The 16186-nt window shown below is 68.4% G+C and carries 14 protein-coding genes; 6 read left to right on the top strand and 8 right to left on the bottom strand.

The window, feature by feature from the left end:
* Positions 1-2 precede the first annotated feature (2 nt).
* Positions 3-470, bottom strand: a complete 468-nt coding sequence (locus G3O00_RS13630; RefSeq protein ID WP_011355124.1) for an OsmC family protein — start codon at positions 468-470, stop codon at positions 3-5.
* 83 nt (positions 471-553) lie between these two features.
* Positions 554-2530, bottom strand: a complete 1977-nt coding sequence (gene ftsH, locus G3O00_RS13625; protein WP_206143256.1) for an ATP-dependent zinc metalloprotease FtsH — start codon at positions 2528-2530, stop codon at positions 554-556.
* A 475-nt stretch (positions 2531-3005) separates the two neighbouring features.
* On the opposite strand from ftsH, the gene G3O00_RS13620 reads away from it, so the two are divergent.
* A complete protein-coding gene (locus tag G3O00_RS13620; RefSeq protein ID WP_041493295.1) occupies positions 3006-4670 on the top strand; it encodes an acid phosphatase in 1665 nt (554 codons plus the stop codon).
* Positions 4671-4779: 109 nt separating this feature from the next.
* Here the strand turns inward: G3O00_RS13620 and G3O00_RS13615 are convergent, their stop codons facing one another.
* Together G3O00_RS13615 and G3O00_RS13610 are read right to left on the bottom strand one after the other, a co-directional pair.
* Positions 4780-6276, bottom strand: coding sequence for an FAD-dependent oxidoreductase (locus G3O00_RS13615; protein ID WP_206143255.1), 1497 nt, complete (start codon positions 6274-6276; stop codon positions 4780-4782).
* Between the two features lie 289 nt (positions 6277-6565).
* Positions 6566-6775 carry a hypothetical protein gene (locus G3O00_RS13610; protein WP_041493573.1) on the bottom strand — a complete coding sequence of 70 codons (210 nt, stop codon included), beginning with the start codon at positions 6773-6775 and terminating at the stop codon, positions 6566-6568.
* A gap of 461 nt (positions 6776-7236) precedes the next feature.
* Between G3O00_RS13610 and G3O00_RS13605 the strand changes: the two genes are divergently transcribed.
* The 5 genes from G3O00_RS13605 to G3O00_RS13585 are packed head-to-tail and all read left to right on the top strand — an operon-like array spanning position 7237 to position 11154.
* Positions 7237-7653 (top strand): nuclear transport factor 2 family protein, encoded by a 417-nt coding sequence (locus tag G3O00_RS13605; protein WP_174929406.1) that lies wholly within the window; start codon positions 7237-7239, stop codon positions 7651-7653.
* Positions 7654-7656: 3 nt separating this feature from the next.
* Entirely contained in the window at positions 7657-8514 is an 858-nt protein-coding gene (locus tag G3O00_RS13600; protein ID WP_174929407.1) for an SDR family oxidoreductase, read from the top strand.
* 40 nt (positions 8515-8554) lie between these two features.
* On the top strand, positions 8555-9313 hold the full coding sequence (locus tag G3O00_RS13595) for an SDR family oxidoreductase (RefSeq protein WP_206143254.1): 759 nt from the start codon (positions 8555-8557) through the stop codon (positions 9311-9313).
* A 40-nt stretch (positions 9314-9353) separates the two neighbouring features.
* The gene (locus tag G3O00_RS13590; RefSeq protein ID WP_206143265.1) at positions 9354-10187 is read left to right on the top strand and encodes an SDR family NAD(P)-dependent oxidoreductase; all 834 of its coding nucleotides are present in this window, start codon (positions 9354-9356) and stop codon (positions 10185-10187) included.
* Positions 10188-10245: 58 nt separating this feature from the next.
* On the top strand, positions 10246-11154 hold the full coding sequence (locus tag G3O00_RS13585) for an NAD-dependent epimerase/dehydratase family protein (RefSeq protein ID WP_206143253.1): 909 nt from the start codon (positions 10246-10248) through the stop codon (positions 11152-11154).
* Positions 11155-11251: 97 nt separating this feature from the next.
* Here the strand turns inward: G3O00_RS13585 and G3O00_RS13580 are convergent, their stop codons facing one another.
* The 4 genes from G3O00_RS13580 to G3O00_RS13565 all read right to left on the bottom strand — a co-directional run bounded on the left by G3O00_RS13580 (position 11252) and on the right by G3O00_RS13565 (position 16160).
* Positions 11252-13117 (bottom strand): phosphoenolpyruvate carboxykinase (GTP), encoded by a 1866-nt coding sequence (locus tag G3O00_RS13580; protein WP_174929410.1) that lies wholly within the window; start codon positions 13115-13117, stop codon positions 11252-11254.
* Positions 13118-13642: 525 nt separating this feature from the next.
* Positions 13643-14419, bottom strand: a complete 777-nt coding sequence (locus G3O00_RS13575; protein ID WP_206143252.1) for a glucose 1-dehydrogenase — start codon at positions 14417-14419, stop codon at positions 13643-13645.
* 109 nt (positions 14420-14528) lie between these two features.
* Complete coding sequence (locus tag G3O00_RS13570; RefSeq protein ID WP_206143251.1) at positions 14529-15284, bottom strand: SDR family oxidoreductase; 756 nt, start codon at positions 15282-15284, stop codon at positions 14529-14531.
* A 9-nt stretch (positions 15285-15293) separates the two neighbouring features.
* Positions 15294-16160 (bottom strand): SDR family NAD(P)-dependent oxidoreductase, encoded by an 867-nt coding sequence (locus G3O00_RS13565; RefSeq protein ID WP_206143250.1) that lies wholly within the window; start codon positions 16158-16160, stop codon positions 15294-15296.
* Positions 16161-16186 lie beyond the last annotated feature (26 nt).

Below are 16186 nucleotides of genomic sequence, written 5' to 3'. Positions count from 1 at the left end.
GCTCACGCGTCCGTCGCCGCGTATTCGAGCGCCGCGCCGTTCACGTCGCACAGGTCGACCGACACCGGAATGCCTTCGCGCAGGCTCTCCGTCAGCACGCAATACGCATCGAACTGATCGAGCACGCGCGTCGCGGCCGCGAGATCGGCCCACGTCTTGCCGATCGACAACCGTACCGACATCGCGCCCACCCGCACCCTGCCTGCTTCGTTCTGCACCATGTCGACGTCGATATGCGCGGCAATCGGCTGTGGATCGACATGCTGCTTTTCCAGCGCGAACAGCAGGCTCGCCGCGAGACAGGTCGCGACGGCTGCGGCCAGCAACCGGATCGGGTTCGGCCCGCGCCCGTCGCCGAGCGGCGGCGGTTCGTCGGTCAGCACCGGCGCCAGCGTCGTGCCGGCAAATGAAACTTCGAAACAGAAACGCGCCTGCTGCGCGACATCGACCGATACGTGCGCCTCGCTCATGGCGACTCCGTGATGATCATCGGGGAAAGGAATGCCGGCACGCAGTCGCTTCGACGCGCGCCGCTCGCAGGTTCGCGGCGTATTCAGCGATCGGGTTCGCGTGGCGGCCCATACGCGACGAAATCGCGCTCGACCGCGGACGCCTGCTCCGTTTCGACCGCGCCGCCGCGTGAGCCGGCTTCGCCATCCGGCGCCGCCGTCGTTGCGGACGACGGTTCGACGCGCCCGTCGATCAGCGCCTGCAGCGCATCGCGTTCGAGCACCTCGCATTGCAGTAGCCGTTGCGCGATGCGTTCGAGCGCATCGCGGCGGTCGGCGAGCGTCGCCGCGACCCGTGCATGTGCGTCGGTCAGCAACGTATGCACCTCGTCGTCGATCATCCGCGCGGTATGCTCGCTGCAGCGTCCGTCGCCCGCATGCCATGCGCCGGGCATGCCCTGGCGCGCATCGCCGTCGTCGAACGTCGCGAGCCCGATCTTCTCGCTCATCCCGTACTGCATGACCATGTGGCGCGCCATCGCGGTCGCGCGTTCAAGATCGTTCTGCGCGCCCGTCGACACGTCGCCGAACACGAGTTCCTCTGCCACGCGGCCGCCGAGCAGTGCATCGATCCGGTCGAGCAGCTCGCTTCGGCGCAATACGTAGCGATCCTCGGTCGGCACCTGCTGCGTATAACCGAGCGCCGCGACACCGCGTGGAATGATCGACACCTTCTTCACCGGATCGCAATGCGCGCGGCTTTCCGCGACGAGCGCGTGGCCGGCCTCGTGATACGCGATGGTCAGCTTCTCCTGCGCGTTCATCACGCGGCTCTTGCGCTCGAGGCCTGTCAACGCGCGGTCGATCGCTTCGTCGAAATCGGCCATGCCGATCGCCGGCTTGCCGAGTTCGGCCGCATGCAGCGCCGCCTCGTTGACGACGTTCGCGAGATCGGCGCCGACGAAGCCCGGCGTGCGCGACGCGAGTTCGCCGAGATCGACGTCGGCGGCGAGCTTCACGCGTTTCACGTGTACGCCGAGGATCTGTCTGCGGCCATTCACGTCGGGCCGGTCGATCGCGATGTGGCGATCGAAGCGGCCCGGCCGCAGCAGCGCGGGATCGAGGATCTCAGGGCGGTTCGTCGCAGCCATGATGATCACGCCGGAGCCGGCCTGGAAGCCGTCCATCTCGACGAGCAACTGATTGAGCGTCTGCTCGCGTTCGTCGTTGCCCGACATCGGCCCGACGCCGCGCACCTTGCCGAGCGCATCGAGCTCGTCGACGAACACGATGCACGGCGCCTTCTGCTGCGCCTGCTCGAACAGGTCGCGCACGCGCGCCGCACCGACACCGACGAACATCTCGACGAACGCCGAGCCGCTGATCGAGAAGAACGGCACGGCTGCCTCGCCGGCCACCGCGCGCGCAAGCAGCGTCTTGCCGGTGCCCGGTGCGCCGACCACGAGCACGCCCTTCGGGATCTTGCCGCCGAGCCGCTGGTAGCGGTCGGGGTTGCGCAGGAATGCGACGAGCTGCTGCAGTTCGGCCTTCGCCTCGTCGATGCCCGCGATATCGTCGAACGTGATGCCGGTTTCCTGCTGCACGTACACGCGCGCGCGGCTCTTGCCCATCCCGGTGAAATCCTGCAGCCCGCCGCGCTTGCGCAGCATCATGTTCCAGATGAACACGAACAGCACGAGCGGCAGCAGCCACGAGGCAAGCGATGCGATCCAGCTGGTATCGGGCGCGCCGTGATAGCGGATGCCGGCGGCGGTCAGCGTGTCGGTCAGGTGCTCGTCGGTCACGCGGTTGGTCGTGAAGCGCCACGGCGCGCCGGCCTGCTGCACGGCCGCCGCTTCCGACGCCGGCAGCATCGTGCCGGCCTGCGGCATCTTCAGCGTGCCCGAGATCGCTGCGGGGCCGACTTCGAGATCGTCGACGAGCCGTGCGGTGACGAGCCGGTGGAAATCGCTGTACGCAATCGACGCCGACGTCGGATGCAGCATCAGCAACTGCGCGGCGAACAGCACGAAGAAGCCCGCCGCGATCAGCAATCCCGGGTAGTCGAATTTCCTGTCCATGGCATCGGGCCGGACGTGCGCGCTACGTGGCGCGGCACGGCGGACGTGTGCGGGCGCGCGCGCAGCCGGCGCGCGCCATCGGCGGCCATGCGGAAGCGGCATTCATGCGCGCCATCGTCGCCTCGCCTCATCGCCTCGTTCGTCGCATCAACGGCACCGCGACGACGCCATCGGCCGGCGCCGCCGGGCAATCCTCGCCCGGGCGGCACGCTGCGACGCGCCGCCCCTGAATCCAGTCTAGCTCGCGCGCGAGCGTCGCGCATCGCCCGAGGCGCGACTCGAATCGTCCGACAAACACCTTTCACCCGCCCCCGTTGCCGCGTTATAGTCGCGTTCGTGACATTTTTGTGACAGATGCATCGCACCTGCCCGGATGCAACACGGGCCGTTGCTTTCCATCCCGCGGCGCGGCAGCCTGTGCGACACCGCCACGCATCACGCCCCCGTCCACCCGCCCATTCGAGGAACCCACGACGTGAACGACACCCCCGATCGCCCCGACGACCTTCCCGCCGATCCCGACCGCCGCCGAGTGCTCGGCGGCCTCGCCGCGCTCGGTGCGGGTGTCGCGCTCAGCGGCTGTGAATCCACGGCAGGCAGCGCGCCGCGTTCCGCCGCCGACCTGCGCATCGACGAAGCGTTGCGCCAGCGCGTGCGCCACATCGTCGTGATCTATGCGGAAAACCGCAGCTTCGCGAACCTGTACGGCGATTTCCCGGGCGTGCGCCATCCGCTGAGCGAGGTGCGGCCCGAACACGCGCAGCAGCTCGATCGCGACGGCAAGACGCCGCTGCCCGTGCTGCCGAAGATCTGGGGCGGGCTCGTGCCGCAGGCGCAGGAAGTGGACGGCAAGCGCTACGCGATCGCCGAGCGCGACATCGACAAGCTGCCGAATGCGCCGTTCCTGATTACGGACGCACAGGGCAAGGCGCTGCCGAATGGCGTGATCACGCGCGACCTGTGGCACCGCTTCTACCAGAACCAGATGCAGATCGCGGCCGGCCGCAACAACCAGTTCGCCGCGTGGGCCGATTCGGGCGGCCTCGTGATGGGCCACTATCGCAACTCGGCCGACACGCTGCGGCTGTGGAATCTCGCGCGGCAATACACGCTGTGCGACAACTTCTTCATGGCGGCCTTCGGCGGTTCGTGGATGAACCACATGTTCCTGATCTCCGCGCAGCCGCCGCTGTATCCGGACGCGCACAAGCATCCGCATGCGGCGAAACTGCTGTCGAAGGTCGAAGGCGACGATCCCGCCGGGACGCGCCTGAAACTCGCCGACAATTCGCCTGCGTCCGCGCTCGACGGCCCGCCGAAGTTCGCCGCCGACGGCGCGCTGACGCCGGACGGCTACGGCGTGAACACGATGGCGCCGCCATACCAGCCGAGCTACGTACCGCCGCCCGATCCGGGCAACGCCGCGTATGCGGATCCGGCCGACCATCGCGTGATGCCGCCGCAGGGCTATGCGACGATCGGCGACCGCCTGTCGGAAAAGAACGTCGACTGGGCGTGGTACAGCGGCGCGTGGCAGTACGCGCTCGAACATCGCGATACGGGCAACGTGCCCGATTTCCAGTACCACCACCAGCCGTTCAACTATTTCGCAAACTACGCGCCCGGCACCGACGCACGCAGCAAGCACCTGCGCGACGCCGGGCTCGGCGACGCGCCGTCGACCAACCACTTCATCGCCGACATCGATGCCGGCCGCCTGCCGGCCGTCACGTTCTACAAGCCGCAGGGCAACCTGAACATGCATGCCGGCTACGCGGACATCGAATCGGGCGACCGTCACATCGCAACCGTGATCGACCATATCCGGCGCGGTCCGCAATGGGACAACACCGTGATCGTGATGACGCACGACGAGAACGGCGGCTGGTGGGATCACGTCGCGCCGCCGGAAGGCGATCGCTGGGGGCCGGGCTCGCGGATTCCGGCGCTCGTGATCTCGCCGTTCGCGAAGAAGGGTTTCGTCGATCACACGCTGTACGACACGAACTCGATCCTGCGCTTCATCAGCCGCGTGCACGGGCTCGCGCCGCTCGACGGCGTGGTCGCGCGCAACAAGGCGTTCGCCGCGCGCGGCGCGACGCCGCCGGGTGATCTGACGAATGCGCTCGATCTCGGCTGAGGGCCGACTGGCCTGACTGATTGGCGGCTTGACCGCTTGACTGCTTGATACGACGACGCCCCGGGCAATGCGATTGCCCGGGGCGTCGTTCATTTCCGGCCTGACAACGCTACGCGGCGCGGCGCACTGCGTCGCACGCCGCTTGCGCGGCGTGACGCCCGGCCTGCCGGCCGAAGAACGTCGCATCGGCCAGCGACAGCCCCGAGCTGTACCCGGCGCCCCAGCGCGGCAGCCCGCAGGTCGTGCGGCCCGCAGCATAGAGCCCCGGCACCGGCGCGCGCGCCGCATCGACCACCTGCCCGGTCGGCAGCGTGTCGAGCCCGCCGAGCGTGAAGTGCGGATAGAACGCATAGTCGATCCGGCAATCGAGCGCGACGAACGGCGGCTCGATCAGCGGCTGCAGCCACTTCTTCGCCTTGTGGAACAGCGGATCGGCACCTTCGGCCGCATGGCGGTTGTACACGTCGACGGTCGCCGTCAGCGTGCCGGCCGGCATCTGCAGGTCGCGTTCGACTTCCTCCCACGTTTCGCCGGCCGCCGCGATGCCGATCCGCGCGATCGCAGGCGGCTCCTGATACGTCGCCTGATCGACGAGCAGGTAGATCCGGTCGTCGGCCTGGTGAAATGCGTGATGGCCCGTGCGGCCGTGATAGCCGTCCTCGTTGATGAAGCGCTGGCCGCGCGCGTTCACGAAGATGCCCTTGATCAGCGCTTCGGGCGCGTAGAACGGCAGGCTGACGAAGCCTTGATCCATGTGGATCGCCGCGCCGCCCGCGCTCTGGCCGAGCAGGATGCCCGAGCCGTCGTCGCCGGGGCTGCCGATCGGTTCGTCCGAGCGCAGGAACTGCGGCGCGTGTCGGCGCACCATCTCGCGGTTCATCGCGAAGCCCCCTGCGCACAGGATCACCGCGCGACGGGCCCGCACGAACGCCGTCTCGCCATAGGCGCGCAGCACGACGCCGCGCACCGCGCCGCCGTCATCGACGATCAATGCGAGCGCACGCGTGTCGTAGCGCGTCGCGACGCCGAGCGCCGCCACGCGTTCGGCCAGCACGCGCATCAGCATCTGCCCGCCGCCCCAGCCCGGCCATTGCGGCGTGTGCCCGCGCGGGCACGGCTTCGCGGCCTCGCTGAACGGCCAGGCTTCCTCGCTGCCCGACCAGATCAGGCAGTCGTCGGTTTCCGGTTCGACGATCCGCTCGGCGATGAACGTGTTCTTGTACGTGAGGCCCTGCGCAACGAGCCAGTCGTGGTGCGCCAGGCTTTCGTTCGCGTAGAGGCGCACCTTCGCGTCATCGGCGTCGCGGCCGCCGGCCAGCATCAGGTAGCGGTACAGATCCTCGGTGTCGTCGGTAAAGCCGGCCTGCCGCTGGGCAGGCGTGCCGCCGCTGCCGCCGAGGTAGATCTCGCCGCCCGACAGCGCGCTCGTGCCGCCGTAGCTCGATGCGCGCTCGACGATCAGCGTGTCGGCGCCGGCGCTCGCGGCCTCGATCGCCGCGCAGGCGCCGGCCGCGCCGAAGCCGACGATCACGACATCGTGTTCGGCGTCCCAGTGATGCACGTCGCAGGTATTCAGGGGGTGAGTCAGGGAATAGTCGGATGACATGAGGAATGGGTCAGCGTTGGGGAAATCTGCGGAAAGCGGCGGATGTGGCGAGGGCCTGACAGACGGTGCGGCGTGGACGTCGCCGCAATGCCCTGTTGCCGCGACGGTTGCGAGACGGCGCGTGTGCCAGACGCTCGCCGCCTCATGTCCGGATGAAGTCGAGCCGCGTGAAACCGGATCGCCGCAGGGTGATTCAACCGTGGGCGTAGCGAAAGACATCCGTACGCCATCGCGCCGCCACGGCTTCCGCGCTGCGCGACGTGCGGCCGCGTCGGCGCCGGCGCTGGCGTCACATGCCGCGCATCGCGGCGAAACCGAAGTGCGACGGATCGATCGGCACGCATCCGATCGGCAAACCGTTCGCGTCGACCGAGCGGCATTGCAGGATGCCGGCTGCATACGGCGGCGACGGAATCTGATCGGCGCCGTATCGCGCCATCGCCATGGCAGCGAACGTGCCTATCGCCAATACGCACAGCTTGCGAGTCGTCAGTCTCATGATCGTCGTCCCCTCCGGTTGTCCGCTGGTGCGGTTCGTGTCCGGCGTGCATCGCATGCGGCACCGGATGACTGCACGGTAGCCAGCGCCCGGCCGCCGGCCATCGTCCGTTTCGACTAGGGGCAAACGCTGAGCGGACGATGCGCGACCTGCCGCATCGCAACATCGCGCGCCACGGCTTCGCCCACGTCGATGAAACGCGGCACGTCGCGCGCCTGTCGCAGCCGGCCACACGAATCGTCAGACGCATGTCGCGCACCGGTCGCTGCGCCGCACCATCCATGCGTCCTCATGTGACGCGTCACGGCCTGCCCCGGTGTTTTCCCCGACCCTCGCCCTGCTCCGTATGGATGATGAATCCCGGCCTGCCCGGTGCGAACCTGCGCGTCGACGTCGCAATGCCGCCGCGTCGGCCCGCTTCGCGCAGCCGACGCGTTCCGTTCTTCCACGGGAGCCCACGCATGACCGATTCCAATCCCCGCCACGCGCTGTACGAACTGGCGTGCCGCTACGCGCAAGCCGTCGACCGGCGCGACTGGCCACGCCTCACCGCACTCTTCACCCCCGATGCCACCCTGGCCGGCCCCGGCTTCCGCTTCGACGACCGCGACGCGATCGTCGCGGGCATGCGCGTGATCGAGCGCTACGAAGCGACCCAGCATCACGTTCACAACCAGCTCGTCACGCTCGACGGCGGCGAGGCCGATGTCGAAACCTACGGCGTCGCCTGCCACGTCTACGTGCGCGACGGCGTGAAGCGCAAGCTCGACTGGGGGCTGCGCTATCGCGACCGCTGCGTGTTCGACGGCGACACGTGGCGCTTCGCCGCGCGCACGCTGCACGTCGACTGGGCCCAAGACCTGCCGCTGGAGGGCTGAACGATGCGCACCCCTGCTCCCCTCGACGGCCGCACCGCACTCGTGACGGGCGGCGCCGGCGGCATCGGCGCGGCCTGCGCGCACGCGCTCGTCGCCGACGGCGCGGCCGTCGTGCTGATGGGCCGCCGCCGCGATGCGCTCGAACGCACGCAGCGGCAATTGACCGACGCGGTACCCGGCAGCCGCGTCGCGATCCATGCGGGCGACGCGTGCGACGAGGCCGACCTGCAAGCCGCGCTCGACTGCGCATGGGCACTCGACAAGCGCCTCGACATCGTCGTGCCGACGGTCGGCGGTGCGGGCTTCCGGCCGCTGCTGCTGCACGACGCCGACACCTTCCGCGCCGAAATCGACCTGAACCTGCACAGCGCGTTCGCCGCGATCCGTCATGCCGCCCCGCGGCTCGCCGACAGCGGCGGCGGCGCGATCGTCTGCATTTCGTCGACGGCCGCGCAGATCAATTTCCGCTGGCTGTCCGCGTACTGCACCGCGAAGGCCGCGCTCGAAGCGCTCGTGCGCGGCGCGGCCGAGGAACTGGCCGGCGCGAAGATCCGCGTGAACGCGGTGCGCCCGGGCCTCACGCGCTCCGAAGCCACCGCGCCGATGTTCGACAACCGCGCGCTCGTCGACAGCTTTCTCGAACAGATCCCGCTCGGCACGCTCGGCGAGCCGGAAGCGATCGCGCATGCGGTGCGCTATCTCGCCGGCCCCGAGTCGGGCTGGGTGACCGGCCAGAGCTTCGCGGTCGACGGCGGCCATGAGCTGCGCACCAACCCGCGCGTCGACGACACGATCGCGCAGATCTACGGCACGGCCGCGCTCGACGCGATCAAGGCCGGCCGCGTGCCGGGCGCCGCATGAGTGCCGGCCTTCTTTCAACCTCAAAGGAATTCGACCGACCATGAATCGAGTCGCAAACAAGGTCGCGCTGATTACCGGCGCGGCAAGCGGCGTCGGCCGCGCGGATGCGCTGCTGCTCGCCGCCGAAGGCGCGCGTGTCGTGCTGACCGACATCGACGAGGACGCAGGCCGTGCGCTCGCACGCGAGATCGGCGACGCGGCGCTGTTCGTCCGCCACGACATCGCCGACGAAGCCGGTTGGCAGCATGCGATCGCATCGACGCTCGACCGCTTCGGCCGTCTCGACGTGCTCGTCAACAACGCGGCGATCTGCCCGGTCGGCTCGATCGAGGACACGAGCCTCGACACGTGGCGGCGCGTGATGCGCACCAATGCCGATGGCTATTTCCTCGGCTGCAAGTATGCGATCGGCGCGATGAAGGGGAACGACACGCCGGGCTCGATCGTGATGATGTCGTCGGTCGCCGCACTCGGCGGGCTGCCGATGATGTGCGCGTACACCGGGTCGAAAGGCGCGGTGACGGCGCTCGCGCGCAGCGTCGCCGTGCACTGCAAGCGCAGCGGCTACCGGATCCGCTGCAACTCGATCCATCCGGACGGGATCTGGACGCCGATGACGCAGGCGCTGATGCCCGATCTCGACCCGGCCGCGCTCGGTATCGGCAGCGATCCGATGGCGCGCATGTGCGACCCGCAGGACGTCGCGAATCTCGTGCTGTTCCTCGCGTCCGACGAATCGCGTTTCGTGAACGGTGCGGAGCTGCGGATCGTCAACGCACAACTGGTGTCGTCGCTGTGACGCGACGCCCTGCCTTCCCGTTCAAAGGAGTCCATCAATGATTTCATTCACCGGCAAGACCGCGCTGGTCACCGGCGGCGGCGCGGGTATCGGCCGTGCGTGCGCGGAAGCGTTCGGCGCAGCCGGCGCGCGCGTCGCAGTGGCCGAGATCGACCCGGCCCGCGCGCAGGACGTGCGCCAGGCGCTCGAAGCGGCGGGCGTCGATGCGCTCGTCGGCACCGTGGACGTCACGCGCCGCGACGAGGTCAATGCATTCGCGCGAACCGTCGACGCACGTTTCGGCGGCCTCGACGTGCTCGTCAACAATGTGGGCGATTTCCTGCAGATCGCGAAACCGTTCGACGACTGCACCGACGACGACATCGCGCGTCTGTTCGACGTGAACCTGCGCCAGGTCTTCATCGTCACGCGCGCGATGCTGCCGTTGCTGCGCAAGCGCGGTGCGGGCAGCAGCATCGTCGGCGTGTCGTCGATCGAAGGCTTTCGCGCGATTCCGAACTGCACCGTGTACGCGTCGTTCAAGGCCGCGCTGACCGGATTCACGAAGAGCCTTTCCGTCGAACTCGGGCCGGCCGGCATTCGCGTGAACCAGATCGCTCCCGAGACCACCGAGACGCCGCAGGTGCCTGTGAGCGCGATGGTCGCGGCCGAGCATCGCGAGCACATCCCGCGCTGGATCCCGCTCGGGCGCTTCGGCGCGGCCGGCGATATCGCAGGCGCCGCGCTGTTCCTCGCGAGCCCGCTCGCCGCGTGGATCACCGGCACGACGCTGCATGTCGACGGCGGCGCGCTCGCGGCGGCCGGCTGGTATCGCGACCCGAACGGCTTCTGGACCAACATGCCCGTCGTCTCGGGCAACGGCTTCAACTTCTGAGCGGCACCGCTCGCCTGTTCATTTCACGCGGCGCGGTTGCGCCGCTACGGGAGACACCATGAAGATCCTGATCGTCGGCGGCACCGGCCTCATTGGCGGCCATGCCGCGCTGCACCTGCACGCGCAGGGTAACCACGTCACGCTCGCCGCGCGCAAGCCGCCCGCGCCCGGCAGCGCGCTCGCGCAGTTCGACGTGCTGCTGCGCGACTACGTGGCCGGCAACTTCACGCGCGACGATCTCGCGCCGTTCGACGCCGTGGTGTTCGCAGCCGGCAACGATATCCGCCACCTGCCGCCCGGCACCGACGAAGCTGCGCACTGGGAACGCGCGAACGTTGACGCGGTGCCGCGCTTCTTCGCGCTCGCACGCGACGCGGGCGTGAAGCGTGCGGTGCTGGTCGGCAGCTTCTATCCGCAGGTCGCGCCGGCGCTCGTCGACACGGTGCCGTACGTGCGCTCGCGCCATCTCGCCGACGAACGCGTGCGTGCGCTCGCGACGCCGTCGTTTGCCGTCTGCAGCGTCAATGCGCCGTTCGTCGTCGGATCGGTGCCGGGGCTGCGCAACGAGATGTTCGCTGCCTACACGGGCTATGCGCAGGGTCAGTTCGCGGGGCTGCCCGTGTTCGGGCCGGCCGGTGGCAGCAACTTCATCTCGACGCAATCGCTGTCGGAAGCGATCTGGGGGGCGCTGCAGCGCGGCGAAACGGGCAAGGCCTACCTCGTCGGCGACGAGAACCTCAGCTTTGCCGACTACTTCGCAGCCTTCTTCCGCGCGGCCGGCAATCCGCAGGACGTGCCGTCGCTCGACCAGGAGCATCCGTTGCTGCCCGACATGGCGATCTACACGGGGCGTGGCAACGTCGTGTCGTACGAGCCCGATCCGGCCGACAGCGCGCTGCTGCGCTACCGGCGCGGCGACGTGCAGCGCGCGGTGGATGAAGTCGTCGCGCATTGCCGCACGCAGTAAGCGGACAGCGCGTGTGTAGAGCCGATGCAAAAACGTCCCGCCGCCGGCGATGCATGCCGGCGGCGGGACGTCAGGACAACGCCGTCGATGCGGACCGTCAGGCGCCGATGCGCTGCTCGATCTTCTTCATCGTGTCGGTCATTTCGGCCGGCAGGCGCAGCTTCAGCGTATCGAACAGCGCCGCATGCAGCTTCAGCTCCTCGCGCCATTCGTCGGCGTTCATCGACGTCACCGCATCGAACTGCTCGCGCGTGAAATCGAGCCCATCCCAGTGCAGGTCCTCATACGCCGGCGACACGCCGAACGCATGCTCGCCGCCACCGCCCGTGCCTTCGAGGCGATCGAGCATCCACTTCAGCACGCGCATGTTCTCGCCGAAGCCCGGCCACACGAACTTGCCGTTCGCATCCTTGCGGAACCAGTTCACGCAGTAGATCTTCGGCAGTTTCGCGCCCGCGCCGTCGAGCTGCTTGCCGAGTTTGAGCCAGTGCGCGAAATAATCGCTGACGTTGTAGCCGCAGAACGGCAGCATCGCGAACGGATCGCGACGCACGATGCCCTGCTGGCCAACCGCCGCGGCAGTCGTCTCCGAGCCCATCGTCGCGGCCATGTACACGCCTTCGACCCAGTCGCGCGCCTCCGTCACGAGCGGCACGGTCGTCGAACGGCGGCCGCCGAAGATAAACGCGTCGATCGGCACGCCGGCCGGGTTTTCCCAGTCGCCGTCGATTGACGGGCACTGCGCGGCCGGCGCCGTGAAGCGCGAATTCGGATGCGCAGCCTTGCGGCCGGTTTCCTTGCCGATTTCCGGCGTCCACGGGTTGCCCTGCCAGTCGGTCAGCTTCGCGGGCGGCGTGTCGGTCAGCCCTTCCCACCACACGTCGCCGTCTTCCGTCAGCGCGACGTTCGTGAAGATCACGTTTTCGGTGAGCGTCGAAATCGCGTTCGGGTTGGTCTTCACGCCGGTGCCCGGCGCGACACCGAAGAAGCCGGCTTCCGGGTTGATCGCATACAGCCGGCCGTCGCGGCCCGGCTTCAGCCATGCGATGTCGTCGCCGATCGTCGTGACCTTCCAGCCGTTGAAACCCTGCGGCGGAATCAGCATCGCGAAGTTGGTCTTGCCGCATGCGGACGGGAACGCAGCCGCGACGTGATATTTCTTGCCGGCCGGCGACGTCACGCCGAGGATCAGCATGTGTTCGGCGAGCCAGCCCTGGTCGCGGCCCATCGTCGACGCGATACGCAGCGCGAAACACTTCTTGCCGAGCAGCGCGTTGCCGCCGTAGCCCGAGCCGAAGCTCCAGATCTCGCGCGTCTCGGGGAAATGCACGATGTACTTGACCGGGTTGCACGGCCACGGCACGTCTTGCTGGCCGGCTTCGAGCGGATGGCCGACGCTGTGCACGCACGGCACGAACTCGCCGTCCTCACCCAGCACGTCGTACACCTCGCGGCCCATGCGCGTCATGATCCGCATGTTCACCGCGACGTACGGGCTGTCGGACAGTTCGACGCCGACGTGCGCGATCGGCGAGCCGAGCGGGCCCATCGAAAACGGCACGACGTACAGCGTGCGGCCGCGCATCGAGCCGCGGAACAGGCCGTTGAGCGTCTCGCGCATTTCGGCGGGTTCGACCCAGTTGTTGGTCGGGCCGACGTCGTCGCGCGAGGCCGCGCAGATGAACGTGCGATCCTCGACGCGCGCGACGTCGGACGGATCGGATTGCGCGAGATACGAGTTCGGGCGCTTCGCCGGGTTCAGGCGCGTGAGCGTGCCCTGGTCGACCATCGCCTGGCACAGTGCGTCGTTTTCTTCCTGCGAACCGTCACACCACACGACGCGCTCGGGCTCCGTGAGCGCCGCGATGCGCGACACCCAGTCGATCAGCTTGCGATGTTTGACGAAAGCCGGCGGAGCGATCAGCGGGCCGTGTGTTGCTTCGGCCAAAGTGTTTTGCGACATGAGGATGTCTCCAGATTATTGGGCGGGGATGGGGGTTGCGGGGCGAGCCCGCGAGATGGGGGATGCGATTGGAGCGCAGGGTGCGGCGGCACGCAGGGCGGGACGCGCGAGCGGAGCGCGCGTCGATGCCGCGATGCATGCGAGAGAAGGTGATGTCTCTTTAGTAATTGCGAACGCGAGTTTCGCCATACAAGCAACCTGCCGTACAACTCCATGACGGCCAGCATACCATCGCCGTTATTCGGCAAACGTTGCGTTGCAACAAGAAACAACTATGTCGGCGAGCCGGCACGCCGGTTGCCTGCGCGTCCTTTTTACAGCGCCATTGCGTGCGATTTGGGGACAAAACGGCCAGGACGGCCGTCCGGCAAGGGTTTCGCGGGAGCGGCAAAATCGGCCTGCCGCTCCCGCGCTTCGCAAACGCCAACGCAAGCCGTGCGAATTCGCGTTTTCGCTACTGCGGGAAACCCCGAATTAGGTTGCGTACACAAACATCTGACAGGAGCGTGCGACGAGCGCCCCCGCTCAAAACGGTGCGCCAGGCAATCCGGGGTAATACGCGCCTGCCGCCATCCCGCCGTCGACGGCCAGTTCGGCGCCGTTGCAGTACGACGCGTCGTCGCTCGCGAGGAACAGCGTCGCGCGCGCGATTTCGTCGGGCAGGCCGACGCGCTGCAGCGGCACATTCGCGTAGTGCTTGTTGATTTCCTCGAGCGGCGCGCCGGTCGGGTTCGACATCGCGGTATTCACGCCGCCCGGATGGATCGAATTCACGCGCACACCCTGGTGGCCGAGTTCGAGCGCCGCGACCTTCGTCAGCCCGCGCACGCCCCACTTGCTCGATACGTACGCGGCCAGCGCGTTCACGCCGCGCAGCCCGTCCACCGACGAGATGTTGACGATCGACCCGCTCTTCTGCGCGATCATGTGCGGCGCGATGGTCCGGATGCCGACGAACGTCCCGACGAGGTTGATCGACACCGCACGTTCGAAATCGCGTTTCGACAGCTCGGTGATGCCGCCGAACGTCAGCACGGCCGCATTGTTGACCAGCACGTCGATACGGCCGAACTGCTCCATCGTCGCGTCGGTCACGCGCACCCAGTTCGCTTCGTCGGCGACGTCGAGCCGCATGAAGCGCGCCGCGTCGCCAAGCTCGCGCGCGAGCGCTTCGCCTTCCGCGTCGAGCACGTCGCCGATCACGACGCGCGCGCCCTCCGCGACGAACAACCGGCACGTCGCCGCACCCATGCCACGCGCACCGCCCGTGACGATCGCTACCTTTCCTTCCAGTCGACCCATGTCGTCCTCTCTTCGAATCCGGTTGGCCGGCTGCCGCGCGCATGTCGGCGCGTGTTTGCCGGTTCATGATTGGCACGCGGCCAGCGCCGCACGCCGTCGGCCCCCGCCGTCAGCCCCAGTAAGCCTGCCCGCCATCGAGCGGCAACGTCGCGCCGGTCAGGTACGCGGCATCGCGGCTCGCCAGGAACACGATCGCGCGCCCGATGTCCTGCTCGCAGTCGCCGACGCGGCCGAGCGGAATCGTGCGGAAGAACGCCGCGGCTTCCTGCGGATTCGCATCGACCCAGCCTTTCAGGCCCGGCGACAACGCATGCGGCGCGACCGCGTTCACGCGGATGCCGTCCACGCCCCATTCGCAGGCGGCCGCGCGCGTCAACGCACGAATCGCCTCCTTGGTCGCCGCATACGCGCCGTAGCCGGACGCATCCCAGCGCACCGCGGCCGACGACGCGAAATTGACGATCACGCCGTCGCCCTTCAGATATGGATGGCACGCGCGCATCATCCGCAGCGTCGCGATCGGCCCCGATTCGAGCCCCGCCATGAAATCCGCGTCGGTCACGTCGAGCAGGCGGCCGAGCGGCACGACCTGCGCGTTGTTGATCAGGATCTGCACGCCACCGAACCGCGCGACAACGCTGTCGACGCACTGCTCGATCTGCGTTGCGTCCATCACGTCGCACACGAACGGCTCCGCTACACCGCCGCGCGTGCGGATCGCGTCACAGGTCGCGAGCAGTTTGTCGCGCGTACGACCGACCACGGCGACCTGCGCGCCTTCCGCAGCGAGTGCCTGCGCAACGCCCTGGCCGACGCCCTGTCCCGCGCCCGTCACGAGCGCGACCTTGCCTGTCAGGATGCCCATGCGCGCTCCTCAGGCGACGATCGCCGGATGCGCCTGCACGGGCCCGCCGAGCAGTTCGCGGTACGACGGCGGCTGCTCGCCGTCGAGATCGGCGATGCCGTACCGCAGCGCGGCTTCCGCGCCGACGAGCACCTGCCCCGACAGCGCCATGCGCTGCGGATCGCCGTGGATCGCATGAATCACGCGGCCCGTGAACTCCGGGCTTTCCGCGACGAGCGAGAATTCCTTGTACAGATCCGGGTGTTCTTCCCACACGCGCGTCGTGCGCTCGGTGCGCAGCGGGCCCATCCAGATCGACACGGCCGCGACGTCGAACGGCTTCAGATCGACGGCCATGTCCTTCGCGAACTTGTCGACACCGGACTTCTGCGCACCGTAGGCCGCGCCGTGCATGTAGCAGCTCGCGCCGAACGACGACGTGAACGCGATCAGCCCGCTGCGACGCTGCGCCATCAGCCGCGCCGCGTGCCAGCTCGCGACATAGGCCGAGCGCAGCCCGACATCGAGGATGTTGACGAGGTCGAGCGACTTCTCCCAGAACGGGCCCGGCAGGATCAGCTGATCGTGCAGGTAAGTCGCGTTGTTGACGAGCATGTCGAGCCGCCCGCTTTCGCGTTCGACACGCTCGAACAGCGCCTTCACCTGTTCGTCGTCCGCGTGGTCGCAGGCCACCGCGATCCCGCGGCCGCCGAGCGCATCGATCTCGCGTGCGGTCTCGTGGATCGTACCGGGCAGCGGCGCATCGCCTTCGTTCTGCGAGCGGCCCGTGACATAGACGGTCATGCCGGCCGCGCCGAGCGCGCGCGCGATGCCCTTGCCCGCGCCGCGCGATGCGCCCGTCACGACGGCAACCGGCGCATCGTGTTTCTGTGTCATGTTCGATGTCTCCTGTGGAATGTGCG

The organism is Burkholderia sp. Ac-20384, from assembly GCF_017104605.1.
Lineage (GTDB): Bacteria > Pseudomonadota > Gammaproteobacteria > Burkholderiales > Burkholderiaceae > Burkholderia > Burkholderia lata.
Note: the sequence above shows the minus strand (reverse complement) of the source record. Positions and strands in the feature narration are given on the sequence as shown.